14 protein-coding genes and 1 riboswitch are annotated in these 16,091 nt (G+C 37.8%); of the genes, 11 read left to right on the forward strand and 3 right to left on the reverse strand.

Annotated features, from left to right (window positions below):
* Positions 1–37 precede the first annotated feature (37 nt).
* The 5 genes from KIK00_RS03265 (at position 38) to KIK00_RS03285 (ending at position 6,962) form a co-directional block, all read left to right on the forward strand.
* The gene (locus tag KIK00_RS03265) at positions 38–550 is read left to right on the forward strand and encodes a GNAT family N-acetyltransferase (protein ID WP_047375086.1); all 513 of its coding nucleotides are present in this window, start codon (positions 38–40) and stop codon (positions 548–550) included.
* 115 nt (positions 551–665) lie between these two features.
* A complete protein-coding gene (locus KIK00_RS03270; protein ID WP_255815123.1) occupies positions 666–1,121 on the forward strand; it encodes a transcriptional regulator in 456 nt (151 codons plus the stop codon).
* Position 1,122: 1 nt separating this feature from the next.
* The gene (locus KIK00_RS03275; protein WP_255815124.1) at positions 1,123–2,310 is read left to right on the forward strand and encodes an efflux RND transporter periplasmic adaptor subunit; all 1,188 of its coding nucleotides are present in this window, start codon (positions 1,123–1,125) and stop codon (positions 2,308–2,310) included.
* Positions 2,310–5,456: an efflux RND transporter permease subunit gene (locus KIK00_RS03280; protein ID WP_255815125.1), complete on the forward strand. Its 3,147-nt coding sequence runs from the start codon at positions 2,310–2,312 to the stop codon at positions 5,454–5,456. Before KIK00_RS03275 ends, KIK00_RS03280 begins: the two co-directional genes overlap by 1 nt.
* Before the next feature lie 90 nt (positions 5,457–5,546).
* On the forward strand, positions 5,547–6,962 hold the full coding sequence (locus KIK00_RS03285; RefSeq protein ID WP_255815126.1) for an efflux transporter outer membrane subunit: 1,416 nt from the start codon (positions 5,547–5,549) through the stop codon (positions 6,960–6,962).
* Between the two features lie 89 nt (positions 6,963–7,051).
* Here KIK00_RS03285 and KIK00_RS03290 read toward each other — a convergent pair whose 3' ends face one another.
* Positions 7,052–8,032 carry a BtrH N-terminal domain-containing protein gene (locus tag KIK00_RS03290; RefSeq protein ID WP_255815127.1) on the reverse strand — a complete coding sequence of 327 codons (981 nt, stop codon included), beginning with the start codon at positions 8,030–8,032 and terminating at the stop codon, positions 7,052–7,054.
* A gap of 161 nt (positions 8,033–8,193) precedes the next feature.
* Here KIK00_RS03290 and KIK00_RS03295 point away from each other — a divergent pair, with 161 nt between their 5' ends.
* Together KIK00_RS03295 and KIK00_RS03300 are read left to right on the forward strand one after the other, a co-directional pair.
* Positions 8,194–8,682 carry a GNAT family N-acetyltransferase gene (locus tag KIK00_RS03295; protein WP_255815128.1) on the forward strand — a complete coding sequence of 163 codons (489 nt, stop codon included), beginning with the start codon at positions 8,194–8,196 and terminating at the stop codon, positions 8,680–8,682.
* Between the two features lie 2 nt (positions 8,683–8,684).
* A complete protein-coding gene (locus KIK00_RS03300) occupies positions 8,685–9,164 on the forward strand; it encodes a MarR family winged helix-turn-helix transcriptional regulator (protein WP_255815129.1) in 480 nt (159 codons plus the stop codon).
* Between the two features lie 49 nt (positions 9,165–9,213).
* Here the strand turns inward: KIK00_RS03300 and KIK00_RS03305 are convergent, their stop codons facing one another.
* Together KIK00_RS03305 and KIK00_RS03310 are read right to left on the reverse strand one after the other, a co-directional pair.
* Positions 9,214–9,843 (reverse strand): hypothetical protein, encoded by a 630-nt coding sequence (locus KIK00_RS03305; RefSeq protein ID WP_255815130.1) that lies wholly within the window; start codon positions 9,841–9,843, stop codon positions 9,214–9,216.
* Positions 9,844–9,967: 124 nt separating this feature from the next.
* Positions 9,968–12,577 carry a TonB-dependent receptor gene (locus tag KIK00_RS03310; protein ID WP_255815131.1) on the reverse strand — a complete coding sequence of 870 codons (2,610 nt, stop codon included), beginning with the start codon at positions 12,575–12,577 and terminating at the stop codon, positions 9,968–9,970.
* A 435-nt stretch (positions 12,578–13,012) separates the two neighbouring features.
* Here KIK00_RS03310 and KIK00_RS03315 point away from each other — a divergent pair, with 435 nt between their 5' ends.
* The 4 genes from KIK00_RS03315 to KIK00_RS03330 all read left to right on the forward strand — a co-directional run bounded on the left by KIK00_RS03315 (position 13,013) and on the right by KIK00_RS03330 (position 16,091).
* Positions 13,013–13,624 (forward strand): alpha-ketoglutarate-dependent dioxygenase AlkB, encoded by a 612-nt coding sequence (locus KIK00_RS03315; protein WP_255815132.1) that lies wholly within the window; start codon positions 13,013–13,015, stop codon positions 13,622–13,624.
* 89 nt (positions 13,625–13,713) lie between these two features.
* A riboswitch (TPP riboswitch) is annotated at positions 13,714–13,822 on the forward strand.
* 25 nt (positions 13,823–13,847) lie between these two features.
* Positions 13,848–14,444 carry a nicotinamide riboside transporter PnuC gene (gene pnuC, locus KIK00_RS03320; protein ID WP_255815133.1) on the forward strand — a complete coding sequence of 199 codons (597 nt, stop codon included), beginning with the start codon at positions 13,848–13,850 and terminating at the stop codon, positions 14,442–14,444.
* Complete coding sequence (locus KIK00_RS03325; protein WP_255815134.1) at positions 14,431–15,462, forward strand: hypothetical protein; 1,032 nt, start codon at positions 14,431–14,433, stop codon at positions 15,460–15,462. Before pnuC ends, KIK00_RS03325 begins: the two co-directional genes overlap by 14 nt.
* A gap of 134 nt (positions 15,463–15,596) precedes the next feature.
* Positions 15,597–16,091, forward strand: coding sequence for an RNA polymerase sigma factor (locus KIK00_RS03330; RefSeq protein ID WP_255815135.1), 495 nt, complete (start codon positions 15,597–15,599; stop codon positions 16,089–16,091).

Consider the following 16,091-nt stretch of genomic DNA (forward strand, 5'->3'; position numbering starts at 1 on the left):
ATTCAATCTTTTATTTTTAATCAAACTTTATTACAGCATGAACCCAGAGATCAAACTAAGACAATCGCAAATTGAAGACAGAAACAGGATTTGGGAAATTATCCAGCAATCTATTGAAAGAAGAAGACAAGACGGAAGTACCCAATGGCAGAATGGATATCCTAATTTGGGGACGGTAGAAAGTGATATTGCTAAAGGCTTCGGACATGTTTTGACAGTAGATGGAGAAATTGCAGTATATGGCGCCCTGATTCTGAATGACGAACCTGCTTACAGTACCATTGAAGGAGCTTGGCTGAGTGATGGTGAATTTGTAGTGGTTCACAGAGTGGCTGTGGATGAAAAATTTGCAGGGCAGGGAATGGTGAAGAAATTTTTTGATCATATCGAAGAATTTACCAAATCCCATGACATTCAGAGTATTAAAGTAGATACCAACCATGATAATATTGCGATGTTGAAAATCCTTGAAGGCAGGGGGTATTCCTATTGCGGAGAGGTTCTTTTGAGAGACGGCATGAGGAAAGCTTTTGAGAAGATTATAATTTAAGCGAAAAGTTAAATCATCTTTCATTGAATTTTTAAACCGGCCTGTATTTATAAACTCTATCAGGTTTGTTCGTTTGGTTCTGAACTAATTTTTACTTTTGTTCAAATTTTTATATATGCACCAAAGTATAGAAATTGATGAAAAAATTTTTCAGAATGCCGTAAGATTTTATGGCATTGTGTTCAGCTTACCCCCTTTAGCATCGAAAATCTATTCCTACCTTCTTTTTGACTATGAGAAAGTAGGAATTACTTTTGACGAATTTGTTGAAGTGCTCTCCGCGAGCAAAAGCTCCGTTTCTACTAGCATTTCACTATTGTTAAATGCTCAGCTCATTGTAGATCATAGCAAAATGGATGAGCGGAGGCGGTATTTTTTCATCAATGATGAATACAGAAAAATACGATTCGAGAAAATTGTCCAGAAAATGCAGGACGAATTGAAACTATTAGATGATTTAAACAATTTTAAAAAAAGTAAAGACGATGGATACAATGAAAGAATAGAAGTTTACAAAGCACTCTTAAACAAAAACATAGAAAATATACAGGAATCTCTTAATAAACTATAAAATGAATAATAAGCTAGTTATACTTTCCATTGCAGCGCTTTCACTGACTGCCTGCAAAAAAGAAGCTCCAAAACAGGATGGTGCCAAGCCGTATCCTGTTGTTTCCGTGGAGTCAAAAAATATAGTGGGCTATCAGACGTTTCCGGCTACTATCCAAGGTAGGGTAAACAATGATGTACGTGCAAAAATACAGGGATATATTACCCAGGTATTGGTAGACGAAGGACAATATGTTACAAAAGGACAGCCTTTGTTCCGTCTGGAAACCAATATTCTGAACGAAAATGCGGCCGCTTCCAAAGCAGGAATCGGTGCTGCTGAATCCAGTGTTGCTGCTGCTCAGGCTTCTGTAAATGCTGCTCAGGTTGAAGTGAATAAACTAAAACCTTTGGTTCAGAAAAACATCATCAGCAACGTACAGCTACAGACCGCACAGGCTCAGCTGGCGCAGGCTCAAGCCCAGTTACAACAGGCCAATGCTTCCAAAAGACAGGCACAAGCCAATTATAAAGGAGTAGAAGCCAATATCGAATATTCTATCATTCGTGCTCCTATTTCAGGGGTAATCGGAAGACTGCCGTTAAAAGTAGGAAGCTTGGTAGGACCGTCTGATCAGACACCTCTGACAACGATTTCTGATACGTCTGAGATCTATGCTTACTTTGCAATGAATGAAAAAGAATATTTTGATTTCCTTGAAAAATCTCCGGGAGCTTCTATGCCTGAGAAAATCAAAAACTTACCAATGGTTGAGCTTCAGCTGGCCAATGGAAGTCTTTATCCTGAAAAAGGGAAAATTGAGGCTATCACCGGTCAGATTGATCCTACAACTGGGACCATTCAGTTCAGAGTTGCTTTCCCAAATGCTCAGAAATTATTAAGTAATGGTAACAGTGGAACCATCAGATTCCCTCAGCGTTATGATAATGTTCTTGTTGTACCTGAAAGTGCTACTTATGAGCAGCAGGGTATTGTTTACGTATACAAAGTAGAAAAAGGAGATACTGCCAGAAACGTTGTTGTAAATGTTATTGACAGAATCGACAATTTAGCGCTTATCAAATCAGGAATTAATAAAGGCGAAACAGTTGTTGCAGCTGGTATCGGAGGTCTGAAACCGGGAACAGCAGTGAAACCGAAGCCCATTAAAATGGATAGTCTTGTTCAATCAATAAAACCGAAATTCTAATGATAAAAAACTTTATTAACAGACCGGTTTTATCTACCGTAATCTCAATCTTGATTGTGATTCTCGGTGTGCTGGGACTGATCTCGTTACCCGTTACACAGTATCCGGATATTGCACCGCCCACGGTAAGTGTTTCCGCAAACTATACAGGAGCCAATGCTGAGACGGTAATGAAAAGTGTAGTAGTACCTCTGGAAGAACAGATCAACGGGGTGGAAGGTATGGATTATATCACTTCCAGTGCCGGGAACGACGGTTCTGCTCAGATCCAGGTTTTCTTCAAACAAGGAATAGATCCGGATATTGCAGCGGTAAACGTACAGAACCGTGTGGCCAGAGCGACACCTCTTCTGCCGTCTGAAGTAACGCGTTCAGGGGTTGTAACCCAGAAACAGCAGACCAGTGCCCTGATGTATATGTCTTTCTATTCTGAAAATAAAGACCTTGATGACGTATACCTTCAGAACTTTTTGAATATTAATATTATTCCCAACCTGAAAAGGGTAAATGGTGTAGGGGATGCCAACGTTTTCGGTGGTAAAAATTACTCAATGAGAATCTGGCTGGATCCTGCAAAAATGGCCGCCTACAGTGTAACTCCTACGGATGTTACCAATGCCATCAATGAGCAGAGTAGAGAAGCTGCTGCGGGTTCTATTGGACAGAACAGCGGTAGTTCTTTTGAATATATCATCAAATACGTAGGTAAATTCAACGATAAAGAACAGTACGATAATATCATCATCAAATCTCTTGCAAACGGACAAAACCTGATGCTGAAAGACGTTGCAAAAGTAGAACTGGCAGGACAGTCTTATACAGGAATCGGGGAGAACGGAAACAATCCTTCCATCAGTATGGGGATCTTCCAGACTCCGGGATCCAACGCACAGGAGATTATTAAAAATATCAAAGCATATCTGAAATCAGCAGAGGGAACTTTTCCAAAGGGTGTAAAGTATACTTTCAACTTTGATACCAACGAATTCCTGGAAGCTTCTATTGAAAAGGTAGTACACACCCTGATTGAAGCCTTCATTTTGGTATTTATTGTAGTATATATTTTCCTTCAGGACTTCAGATCTACGCTGATCCCGGCCATCGCGGTTCCGGTATCTATTGTAGGGGCGTTCTTCTTCCTGAATCTTTTCGGATATTCATTAAACCTGTTAACCCTTTTTGCATTGGTACTGGCTATCGGTATTGTGGTGGATGATGCCATCGTCGTCGTCGAGGCCGTTCATGCCAAGATGGAACATGGTATTTCAGATGCTAAAAAAGCTACAGTAGAAGCAATGGATGAGATTACAGGAGCTATTATTTCTATTACTTTGGTAATGGCTGCAGTATTTATTCCGGTGACGTTCATTACGGGGCCTACAGGGGTATTCTACCAACAGTTTGGTATTACGCTGATTATAGCAATCATCATTTCTGCGATTAATGCATTAACCCTGAGTCCGGTTTTATGTTCACTATTCCTAAAACCTCACGCAGAGCATCATCAAGAATATAAAAATTTAAATCTGTTACAGAAGTTCTTCTATAAGTTTAATATTGCTTTTAAAACAACTACTGAACGTTACGGAAGAGGATTTGTGTTTCTTTTAAGACATAAATGGGTAACCCTGATTATTTTTGCTGTTACCGGGGGTATCTTATTCTGGGCAAGCAGCAGTATGAAGAAAGGGTTTGTACCTACAGAAGACAGAGGGATTATCTTTACAGATGTTCAGCTTCCTCCGGGAGCTTCTATGGAAAGAACTTATAACGCTTTGAAAACACTTCAGGCTAAAGCATTGAAAGTTCCGGGAGTACAGAATGTAACGATTTCCACGGGAAGAGGATTCTTATCCGGAAACGGAAGTAACAACGGTCTTGCCTTTGTGAAACTAAAACCATTTGAAGAAAGAAAAAAAGACGGACAGACTTCTGAAGATATTACCAAAAAATTATTTGGAATTGTAGGATCTGTTCCTGATGCCAAAGTTGTATTCTTTCAACCGCCAAGTGTACCAGGATTTGGTAACAGTGCAGGTTTTGAAATGGTATTGCTGGACAAGTCAGGTGGAGAATATGCAGATCTGGATGCTAAAACCAATGAATTCATCGGTAAGCTGATGCAGAGACCGGAAATTCAGTTTGCACAGACTTCATTCAATACTAAATATCCTCAGTATCAGATGGAGATTAATGTTCCTTTAAGCAAACAGCTTGGGGTTTCTGTAAATGACATTCTGGCTACCATGCAGGGGTATATTGGTGGTATTTATACTGCCGACTTTACCAAGTATGGAAAGCAATTCAGGGTGATGGTGCAGGCTCTTCCTGAGAACAGAAAAAATATTGAAAATCTGAACCAGCTCTATGTCAGAACAGGATCAGGTATCATGTCTCCGATTTCACAGTTTGTAACACTGACAAAAGCCTACGGACCACAATCTGTAAGCCGTTATAACCTGTTTACTTCAGTGAAGGTAACAGGAGCAAACTCTGACGGATACAGCTCCGGGGATGCGATTGCTGCAGTACAGCAGGTGGCTGATGAAACTCTGAATCAAAACTATGCAGTAGAATTTACTGGGCTGACCAGAGAAGAATTAAATTCAGGATCTCAAACACTTCTGATTTTCGGGCTAAGTTTGATCTTCGTTTACTTTATCCTTTCTGCACAGTATGAAAGTTATATCCTTCCGCTGATCGTTATTATTTCTCTTCCTCTTGGGGTAATGGGAGCTTACTTCGGACAGAAGATTATGGGATTGGAGAATAATATTTACTTCCAGATTGCCCTGATCATGCTCGTGGGATTACTGGCGAAAAATGCGATCCTTATTGTCGAATTTGCTGTTCAGAGAAGACATCATGGAGAAACCATTGTAATGTCAGCCATCAATGCAGCGAAAGCCAGGGTGAGACCTATTCTAATGACATCTTTCGCCTTTATCTTCGGTTTACTTCCGTTGGTTCTGGCAAGTGGAATTGGGGCAGTAGGTAACAGATCTATTGCTACGGGTGCGGCAATTGGACTATTGATAGGAACTGTTTTGGGATTATTTGTAATTCCGGTTCTGTATGTGATTTTTGAAACACTGCAGGAAAAAATTAAGCCTCTCAAAAAAGAAGATATCAGTTTAGCAGAATAAAATTAAGATTTAGAAATTAGAAGTTAGAAATTAGAGATAAGTCTAAAAACTAACTTCTAACTTCTAAACTCTAACTTCTAAATAAAAATAATGAAGAGTTTATTAAACATCATAAAAGGAATCACTTTTTCAGTTTTCATACTCGGAGCCATCTCATCATGTATGGCAAGAAAAGAATATGAAAGACCGAAGAACGTTGTGGACGAAAAATTATTTCGTACAGATATGCTTCCTTCAGACAGTACCAGTATCGCCAATATTTCATGGAAAGAGATATTTACAGATCCGATACTGCAGGGGCATATTTCTAAAGCGTTGGAAAACAACCTTGATATCAGAATCGCACTGCAAAGTATCAATTCTGCAGAAGCTTATCTGAAACAAAGTAAAGCGGCCTATCAGCCGACACTTTCTATAGGACCCAACTATACTTTCCAGACTCAATCTATCAATACCCAATTTGGGCAGATCATTGGAGAAAGACGTTATGTAAACCAGTTTGACATCACGGCAAGTATTGGATGGGAAGCAGATATCTGGGGGAAATTAAGAGCACAGGAAAAAGCACAGATCGCCACATATTTAGGAACTGTTGCAGCCCATAAAGCTGTTAAAAGCAGTCTGGTATCTTCCATCGCTTCTGCTTACTATCAATTGTTAACTTTTGATGCACAGAAGAGAATCATTACAGAAACCATTGCTGTAAGAGAGAAAAACTTAGAAGCTACAAAGGCTTTAAAAACTGCCGGAACAGTTACTGAAGTAGCGGTACAGCAGAGCGAGGCTCTTGTTTTCAATGCCAAATCATTACTGATTGATATTGATACACAGATCCAGCTTCTTGAGAATACCATGAGTCTTTTAATGGGAGAATCTTCTCATTCTATTGAAAGATCTACCTTGGAAGGGCAGAACCTTCCGATTGATTTAAAATTGGGATATCCCACTCAGCTTCTGGCTAACCGTCCGGATGTAATGAGAGCGGAATACAGCTTGATGAATGCTTTTGAACTGACGAATGCTGCTAAAGCTCAGTTTTATCCAACTTTAAAATTGACAGGCAGCGGAGGACTTCAGTCTGTGGATATTGATCACTTATTCAGTGTAAATTCATTATTTGCAAATGTAGTAGCAGGACTGGCTCAGCCAATTTTGAACAAAAGACAGATCAAGACCAACTATGATGTGAGTCTTGCGAATCAGGAAACGGCTTATCTGAACTTCAGAAAGACCGTTCTTACTGCCGGTAAAGAAGTTTCAGATGCCATCAGGGTTTTTTCTGTACAGGATTCATTTATTGAATTAAAACAAAAAGAACTGGATGCCTACAAAAAATCTGTCGACTATTCTCAGGAATTGGTGAACTACGGTATGGCAAACTATCTTGAAGTATTGAATGCAAGCGTGAATTCATTGAATGCGGAACTTAATATTTCCAATGCAAGATACAGTAAAATGAAAGCAGCTGTAGAGCTTTATCAGGCTTTAGGCGGAGGCTGGAAATAACCGTATTTTGTACGATAATATAACAAAAGCGTATGCCAGTAATGGCATACGCTTTTTTATTGTGAATTTTAAGAGTCTGTAAATGGCTTTTATAGGGTAGAAAGGACTTCCATGGTTCTTTTCTCCTTAGCTGATATTGTTTTGAGAATATCTGAAGCCTGTTGAATATGTTTCATTTCCTTTGTTTGGCTTATCTTTTCAAATAGCCGAGATACAGTAGTCCAGAGTTCTGCAATTTCAGTGAATCCTTCATACCCTGTTTTTAACTGATCCAGCTGGAGCAATTCATAGCTTTCTTTCAAAAAATCACGGTATAAATTCCTGAACAATGCACCACCTGTTCCTGCTTTTTCCATTAACAGGGCTGCTTGCTTAAATTCTCCTTCAATGTTTTTACTTGTATTGAACCATTTGATGATTTCACTGCTTGTTTTCAAGATCCCTTTGTAAGATATATTCATAATGGGAGGACTCAGATATTCCACAGCGTTATTTTTGATTGCTGTCAATATTGCTTTTTCCAAATCGAATTTTTTATTTTTTTTTTGGATTGTGTAATATAGATTTTTAGAAGACATAGGTCCTTTTTCAGCACGTGCCATTGCCAGACTTTTTAAAGAAGTTTGTACCTGGCCTCCCTGTTGTCTGGTATCCACCAGAAAAGCATTTTCACTATCATAACCGTAAATGGCAGCATAGTGTCCTGCAAAATGAAAAGGATTTGAAAAATATTCCAGATGGTAGCAATCCATTTTCAATCCTACTACCTGCTTATTATCAATAAGTTCTTTTACCTGATCCCAGGCCTTTGATTGTGAAGAAGTCTCTTTAACCGTTAATTCAAGATTTAGATTTTGGGCTAAATTTTTTGTCAGTACATCAGGCTTTACCCGCCCACCAATAAATGGAAAGTCCATTGTTTTCATATTCCAATAGATAAAACCAAGTCCTTCACCCAGTCCGAAAAGCATGGGTTCGGAAAGTTCAATTCCAAGTTGCAGCAATAGAGTTCCTGTGGTTGTAGTTTCGCAATGCTGCCCTTCAAAAGGTTTTAGATTTTCTATTTTCATTTTTAGATTATTAATTTTTGATGAAAGAAAATTGTATAAATGCCATCAAATATAGAAATTCCTGTTTTAGAATTAAGTTGTGTTAAAATTCTTTAAAAAGTAAAATCAATTTGTATTTATGTATTCAACTACGTAGTTTTGTACTTTAAAATTCAATCACTATGAAATTGCAGATACAGCCTATAGGAAATTCTTATTCGGAACAGGCTATTGACCTGATTTTGACTATTCAACAGAAGGAGTTTAATATTCCGATTACGATTCAGGATCAACCTGATCTTTTGCAGATTGAAAGCTTTTACACGGAAGCAGGAGGTAACTTTTGGGGTGCTTTTGTGGGGAATGAGCTGGTAGGTTCCATTGCATTGGTTAAGTTTGATGACAGGGCAGGAGCGATCAGAAAAATGTTTGTTAAAAAAGAATTCAGAGGAAAAGAACTGAATATTGCCCAGGAGTTATTGGAGGTTTTAATTTCTTTTTGCCGTGAAAACGGAATTGATGATCTGTATTTGGGAACGATAACAGTTCTGAAAGCAGCACAGCGTTTCTACGAAAGGAATCATTTTATGAAGATTGAAAAAGGAAAGCTTCCTGTAAAATTCCCCTTAATGAGTGCTGATGATATTTTTTACCATTTAAATATTGACTGAATATGAATGTCATCAACGAAGCAGGAATTCTTGCCATATCCACCAGACTCCATCGTCTTAGTGAACAGTTAAGAAAAGACGGAGCACTGATCTATAAGGCATTCGGAATTGATTTTGAACTGAAATGGTTTCCGGTCATCTTTACGATTTATAAAAAGGAAATTGCAAGTGTAGTAGAGATTGCCAACGAAATAGGATATACCCATCCATCAACGATAACGTTGCTAAAAGAACTCGAAAAACAGGAATTGATCCAATGGAAAAAAGATAAACAGGACGAGCGAAAAAGAATGTTTATACTAACTACCAAAGGAAAGGAACTCATTGAGAAAATGAAACCAGTCTGGGAACTGATGTCACAAATTTTAGGGGACATTTCAGACAATAAAAATAATCTGCTGGCAGCTATTGATGAAGCGGAAGAGAAAATTGCCAGCCAGTCTTTTTATCAAAGGGCGTTGCAGGTGAAGAATTTCAAATAAGTAGATTATTTGTTATATAAAAACAGTTGTACCGAGGGTATAGCTGTTTTTATTCTATAATGATATCAAGCGTCTTTTTGAAAGGATGTAAACTTTTTAGGTATTCTTTGTCTTGTTCTGTTAATTCACCTGTTCCAAGAGCAATATCTTCCCAGGCTTTTCCATCCTGGCGTTTAAGAGCAAATTCAATAGACTCAATTTTGATTTTTTTATTAAACCCCAGTATTCTCAAATCTATCCGTTGTCCTTCTTTGATTTCACCCTCTATAATTTGTCCTGTTAAGAAAAATTTTCTTCCTGCAATTTGTAAAGTATCGTTGAGCTTAAATTGAGCAACAGTTAAATGATGCCAGTTATAACCACAGTATTTGCACTGCTTGGCATACGGAGTACGAGCCAGCTTATCACATTTTGGACAATTATTGAGAAAAACTTTTTCACGAGTTTCTGTCATGATGTGATTTACTGTATTATGTTCAAAATCTTCATATCCTTTTTTTAATAGATCCATGATCTCAGGATCTGAGTTTATCCATCCACGCTCTGTCATTATCCTTCTCAATTTGGCGTTTTCAGAACTTTTGGAAGTATACATATGATATTTCAATGCTAACTTTTCATGGTCAGTCATTAATTCACTGAAATATTTAATAATATAATCTATAATCTCTCTGTTCATATTCGATTGAAAGGTAAATGTTTTTGTCTAAATTATCATTTATTTCTTTAGAATAGTTTATTAAAATGAAAACCCCACCAGGATTTGGTGGGGTTTATTTAATTCATTCTTGGAATGATCTGTTTTAGAATCTTAAAGTGGCTGCAACAGACCAGGTTCTTCCAAAACCAAGGAATCCTGTGTTGCCATCAGCAATACCCTGATAAACTCTTCCGGTTTCCTGGTAAGTTTTCCCGGCATTTGGGCCGCTTGCAATTTTATCACCTGCGAAAATATTGGAGCTTAATTCAGAAATATAATATTTGTTGAATAAGTTGTACACATTAGCTCTCAACGTTAAAGACTTTTTCGCATCAATCGTGAATTTGTAAGAAGCACCTACGTCAAATAGATTATAGCTTGGCAATTTTACAATTCCTTTTTCTCTTGCTGCCTCAGTAAGGAAGTTGATTGGGTTAAATTGCGCATATAGCTTGTCATAATATTCCCAGTTGGCATCAATACTGAAAGCTTTGGTAATGTTATAATCAACTCCAAGGCTTGCAGTAGTTTGTGCAGCATCTCCAACCTTCAAATCTTTGATGTTGATTACCCCTGTAGCGCCTGCTACTTCCTGATTGTTTTGAACATCAAGAATGTTGAAATTCGCATTTCCTTTATACTTCCAGTTCCCCAATGATAACATTCCTCTCAGTCTAAGGTTAGCAAATGGTCTTGCCTTCGCTTCCAACTCAACACCCTGATGTATCTGTCCAACGTTCAGTGCGTTGTAGAAATAAGCATTTCCAAGCTGTAGTTGCGGGAAGTTGGCAACATCTGCAGCTCCTGCATTAAATGTTCTTGAAATAAATCTGTCATCCCATTGCGTCCTGTAAGCATTGATATTCACATCTACATAACGGGATTTGAAACCATACCCTAACTCCACAGAGAAAATTCTTTCATTCTTTGCATCATTATAAATATTTTGGTTGGAAGGGAATAGCGCATTGAATAATGGCTGTCTTGAAATAACTCCTGTATTGAAAAATACATTATGATGCTCATCTATATTATAGTTGGCACCTCCTTTTACAATATAACCCGTTTTGTGATACCATTTTGTTTCCTGGTTTCCTGGAGTATACAGCATGTAGTCTCTTCTTTTATAGTATTGTTCAGAAACAGATCCCTGAACAGATGCACTTAGTTTTTCAGAGCTGTATTCAACCATTCCATATAAACCTGCCCATTTTACCAGACCTTCATTGTGTACAGAAACTTTTTGAGCATCTTTAAGCTTAGTAAGAGGTTCCGGCTTTACAGTTTGATTAATATAATATCCTTTTGGAGCATTTGCTGTACTGGAAACAAATAATGCATCTGATCCCAACATATCGGTAACGATGTCATAAAGTGCTCCTTTGTAAGTTTTAAGATCGATACCTCCGTTAAAGGTCCAGTTATTTTTTTTGTAATTAAGATCTGCAATTACTCCATACCAGTCATGAGCATTGATGCTTTGCTTTCTTACGATACCATTGGTTCCGTTCAGAGTAGCTACATATTGTCCGTTATAATCAGTAGGAGAGCCTGCAGGTGCAGTAAAGGTTGATTTCTGGAAAGTATTTCCATTATAATCTGTTACCATACCACCTCTGTTATAGCGGTAAATCATATCCCAATTGATGGTACCGTCTCCGCCCGCACCGTAATTCATGAAATTCATGGTTTGTCCGCTGCCGTTTTTGATAGAACCATTCAGTCCGGTACCACCGCCGCCACGTCCCCATGAACCATAAAGAACTGTAGAAAGTTTCAGGTTATCATTCATGGTCCAGTCCCAGTTCAATGATGCAATAGGCTTATGATAGAAGTTAGGAGCCAGATTGAATTGAGAACCATTCAACATTCCTGTCTGAGGGTTGTATCTTCTTCCATAGGTATCGAATTGCTGCAGAGTAGCCACATTCGCTCCGGTTGCCGAAGACCTTCTTGTGTCATGTACCTGTGGTGCTCCGGTTGCAATTAAATTGAACGCATGTTTTTCATTGGGCTTAAATCCGGTTGAGAAAAACCAAGAATACCCTTCTCCTTTCGTTCCATTGATATAACCATCCCCTTGCCAGCGGGAAAGCAATACGGTAGTTCCCCATTTGTTTTTTAAACCGGAAGAGTACATCGCAGATATTCTGGAATAGTTATCGTTGCCGACTTCTCCTTTGATCATTGCTTTCTGCTCAGAATCGGTAGCTTTGGTCACAATATTGATCGTTCCTCCTACAGAAGGAACTACAAATTTAGAAGCTCCCAAACCTCTCTGGATCTGAATATTGCTCGCAATGTCTGCCAACCCGGTCCAGTTAGACCAGTATACAGTACCTCCCTGCATGTCATTCACCGGTTGCCCGTTGATGATCACTGCAATGTTTGCCCCATCAAAACCTCTCATGTTGATTCTGCTGTCTCCAAAACCTCCGCCCACTTTGGTAACATACACGGATGGGGTAGACTTCATAATCTCAGGAAATTCTCTGTTTCCTAACTTCTCCTGAATTTCTGCTGCCTTGATGGTGGAAACTGCAACAGGAGTTTTTCTTTCTTTGGCTGTTTGGGAAAGGTTTCTACCAACCAACATCACCTCATCAATAGATTTTGATTTCTCTAAAGAATCCTTCGTACTCTGCCCGTAATAAAGGGCGGCCGTAGGTAATACAAGCGCTATAATTAGTCGCTTTTTAAAAATAATGCTCATGAAATAAACTAGCGTGTTTGAATTTAAGGCTGCAAAGATGGATAATTATTTTTGAATTAAGTATTAAATCTTGATGAAGTGACTTCCTATTGTGTGCATATAATGCATTATTACTCATTTTTTTTGAGTGTATTAATTATTTCAGATATTTAATTTACAATTTGTTATAAAAGTGAATTATCATAAACTGGAAGTGTATTTAAATGCATAAAATAATTATGTGATTCCTGTTAACTTCATCACTGTTTGCCTTTTCCTGAATGATTTCTGTTGGCTTGATTTATTTTGTATCATTTTAAGTAAATTTGTAGATATAATTTGTATCATTATTGGTTTTCTCAGATAGCAAAAAGTTTTATAGAAAACCTATGAATAATAAAGTATAGCTATACTTTAATAGAGAAGAATCAATTTATTACTTAAAAGTTAAAAAATATGACCCAGCTTAGTTTGTTTGATTCAGAAGATTTGTATGAATTTCCAAAAGATCTTCTGGAGTACAGAGAACATTTCCTGAATCAGGAAGAGGCTGACCTGCTTAAGATTCATCTTCTTGAAACGGCTCCCTGGAAACAAAGAAGCCAGAAAATGTATGATAAGACGGTACTCACTCCGCGTTTAACAGTATGGTATGGAGATGAGGAAAATGCTTATCCTTCGGGTAATGGTGAATTGGAGACCAATCCATGGATTCCTGAACTGCTTTCTTTAAAACAAAGAATAGAAGAAACATTTGGATATCAGTTCAATTCTGTATTACTTAATCTTTACCGGGATCATAATGACTCTGTTGCCTGGCATCGGGATAAAGAAAGCAGATATGGCAGCCGTCCGGTGATTGCATCTTTAAGTTTAGGACAGACAAGGAATTTTGATTTCCGGAAAAAAGATCATCATCAGAGTAAATACAGCCTGCCTCTTCCTCATGGCTCATTGCTGATTATGAAAGGAGATCTGCAGGAACATTGGGAACATCGGATCGCTAAATCTGTAACTTCTATGAAGGAACGTATTAATCTTACATTCCGGTTGGTTCGTCAGCTGTAGAATATTCATTTTAAAGGATAAATAGAAGAATTATATTTCAAAATAAAAGGCTGAACTGCTTTCTTTTTCCACAAAAAAGCTGCACCTTTGCCTCAACAATGGGGTGCTACAGATAACAGTGGCTGAGATGATACCCAGGAATATATTTCCACACCTGATCCGGATAATGCCGGCGTAGGGATTGCTTACTTATCATCTCATCATTTGATTTCCAACAATTAATATGATGCAGGACATTTTAAAACAAATTACCTTACCGGAATGGTTCGGAGTCTTATTTTCAGTGATTCAGGTTTTACTGGCCCGTAAAAACAATGTCAACAACTATCTTTTCGGAATTGCAGGTATTTTGCTTACGTTGTATGTGATGCTTACCTCCAAGCTTTATGCTGAATTTACCTTAAATCTTTATTATCTGATTATGAGCATCTACGGATGGCTGTACTGGAAATTCGGGAAACAGAAATCTGAAATGCAAATCTCTGTGACCTCTGCTTCTGAAAAGTGGATCACCGGAGGAATTGTTCTGGGAACCTTTAGTTTATTTTGGTTCTTTCTTACTCATTTTACAGACTCGGATGTTCCCGTTTGGGACTCCTTAGTAAGTGCTTTTGCCTGGGCAGGAATGTGGCTCATGGCGAGACGGAAAATTGAAAACTGGGTAATATTGAATGTAAGTAATATTATTTCTATTCCCTTAATGATTCATAAAGAATTATATCTCTATGCTGTTTTAACTTCATTTTTATTTTTAGTGGCTATTTCTGGATATATAGAATGGCAGAAAATCATTAAAACCAAGGCTAATGCTGAGTACTAAAGACATCAGACAGGAACTTCAGGGAGCTTCTTTAATTTCTGATAAGGTGATACAACATATTCATGATGAAGGACTGCTTAAGATCTGGGTTCCCCAAAAGTATGGAGGACTCGGCTATCGTTTTGCAGAAGGACTTAAAGTATTATTTAGTTGGGCTGAAACCGACGGAAGTTTTGGCTGGATGCTGACGCTTTGTGCCGGAGCCAATTATTTTTCCAGAAATATTAAACCTGAAGTTGCTCAGTTACTGTTTTTCCATTCTAAAACCTGCTTTGGAGGAAGCGGAATGGTTGGCGGAACTGCAGAAAAGCAAAATGATAATACCTATCTGATTAATGGTTTATGGAATTTTGCAACAGGAGCACCTCATCTGACCCATTTCACATTGAATGCCAGAATTACAGAAAACGGGAAACCAATAATTGATGACAATGGCAATGAGATCATTCACTCATTCATTGCTCCGAAAGAACAGACTGAAATTATCCCCAACTGGACATCTATGGGAATGAAAGCCAGTGGTACATATTCCTTTACCATCGAAAATGTTATCGTAAGCGAAGATTACAGTTTTGTGTATGACCATTTTTTCACAAATGATATTCTGGACAGCATTCCGTTTCGGGTTTTTGCAGATTTGACACTTTTGGTGAATTATCTTGGAATGGCTTCTCATTTTATTGAAGAAGCACAACTTATTCGTCCTGAGATCAATTTCAAAAGTTTCACAGAGTCTGTTGAAAAGCATTTAAAAAAAGTATTAACCATTGCCAGAGAAGTAGAAAATATACTCGGTGATCACAAAGAGATTTCTGAAGATCAACAACATGAGATTCATCAATATGGAGTAGAGCAGGTTCATAAATTATCCCATCAAATTCTTTCTGTTTATACACAGCTTGGAATCCGCGCAACAGATACCAATTCTGCAGTGTATCAGGTGTTTTGTGATTATTTTACAGCCGCAATGCATTCCAATTTCAGACCTTCCGCTGATAATTTGGATTTTTCTTTCTGAGCAGAAAATATATCTGTGAAAATCCGGTGATGAGTTATTGCTAAGGATTTAAACTTAATATAAATTTAATACGATTGCCATAGCTTTTGGATACTTTTGTACCACCAGTTTTGAGTTCAAAGACGTATTAAAGAATGGATCATTTTAAAGAAATATATTCCGGTTACAAGCACAGGGTGTATTTCTTTGTGGCAAAATATCTTTCGGAAGAAGAGGATATTGAAGAAATTGTTCAGGATATTTTTATGCACGTCTGGAAGTATTTATCCAAAGCCCATTCTCCGTCAGAAATCGAAGCACTTATCTTTAAATCTGCCAAACAGGAAATCTCCAATTTCTACCGTAAAAGAAAAATGATTTTCGTTCCTCTTGAAAACTCGCAGGAAAGTCAGGATGAAGAAAGCTCAGAAATTGAAAAACAGGTACAGCAGGAAGATCAGCTTAAAAAAATAGAAAGTCTTCTGGAACAGGTTCCCGAAAGAAGCCGCGAATTTTTCATCAAAAATAAAATCCAGAATCTCAGTCTTTTTACCATTGCTCAGGAAAATGATATTTCTAAAACAGCCGTTGAAAAACATGTTAACAAGGTTCTGAAATTTCTGAGAGCGAATTTGAATTTTTTCTTTTAG

Source organism: Chryseobacterium sp. MA9 (assembly GCF_024399315.1).
Classification (GTDB): domain Bacteria; phylum Bacteroidota; class Bacteroidia; order Flavobacteriales; family Weeksellaceae; genus Chryseobacterium.

What these genes read in the sequence shown, in the direction of transcription:
- KIK00_RS03265 (WP_047375086.1), top strand. Translation starts at nt 38, where the DNA reads ATGAACCCAGAGATCAAACTAAGACAATCGCAAATTGAAGACAGAAAC.
- KIK00_RS03270 (WP_255815123.1), top strand. Translation starts at nt 666, where the DNA reads ATGCACCAAAGTATAGAAATTGATGAAAAAATTTTTCAGAATGCCGTA.
- KIK00_RS03275 (WP_255815124.1), top strand. Translation starts at nt 1,123, where the DNA reads ATGAATAATAAGCTAGTTATACTTTCCATTGCAGCGCTTTCACTGACT.
- KIK00_RS03280 (WP_255815125.1), top strand. Translation starts at nt 2,310, where the DNA reads ATGATAAAAAACTTTATTAACAGACCGGTTTTATCTACCGTAATCTCA.
- KIK00_RS03285 (WP_255815126.1), top strand. Translation starts at nt 5,547, where the DNA reads ATGAAGAGTTTATTAAACATCATAAAAGGAATCACTTTTTCAGTTTTC.
- KIK00_RS03290 (WP_255815127.1), bottom strand. Translation starts at nt 8,032, where the DNA reads ATGAAAATAGAAAATCTAAAACCTTTTGAAGGGCAGCATTGCGAAACT.
- KIK00_RS03295 (WP_255815128.1), top strand. Translation starts at nt 8,194, where the DNA reads ATGAAATTGCAGATACAGCCTATAGGAAATTCTTATTCGGAACAGGCT.
- KIK00_RS03300 (WP_255815129.1), top strand. Translation starts at nt 8,685, where the DNA reads ATGAATGTCATCAACGAAGCAGGAATTCTTGCCATATCCACCAGACTC.
- KIK00_RS03305 (WP_255815130.1), bottom strand. Translation starts at nt 9,843, where the DNA reads ATGAACAGAGAGATTATAGATTATATTATTAAATATTTCAGTGAATTA.
- KIK00_RS03310 (WP_255815131.1), bottom strand. Translation starts at nt 12,577, where the DNA reads ATGAGCATTATTTTTAAAAAGCGACTAATTATAGCGCTTGTATTACCT.
- KIK00_RS03315 (WP_255815132.1), top strand. Translation starts at nt 13,013, where the DNA reads ATGACCCAGCTTAGTTTGTTTGATTCAGAAGATTTGTATGAATTTCCA.
- pnuC (WP_255815133.1), top strand. Translation starts at nt 13,848, where the DNA reads ATGATGCAGGACATTTTAAAACAAATTACCTTACCGGAATGGTTCGGA.
- KIK00_RS03325 (WP_255815134.1), top strand. Translation starts at nt 14,431, where the DNA reads ATGCTGAGTACTAAAGACATCAGACAGGAACTTCAGGGAGCTTCTTTA.
- KIK00_RS03330 (WP_255815135.1), top strand. Translation starts at nt 15,597, where the DNA reads ATGGATCATTTTAAAGAAATATATTCCGGTTACAAGCACAGGGTGTAT.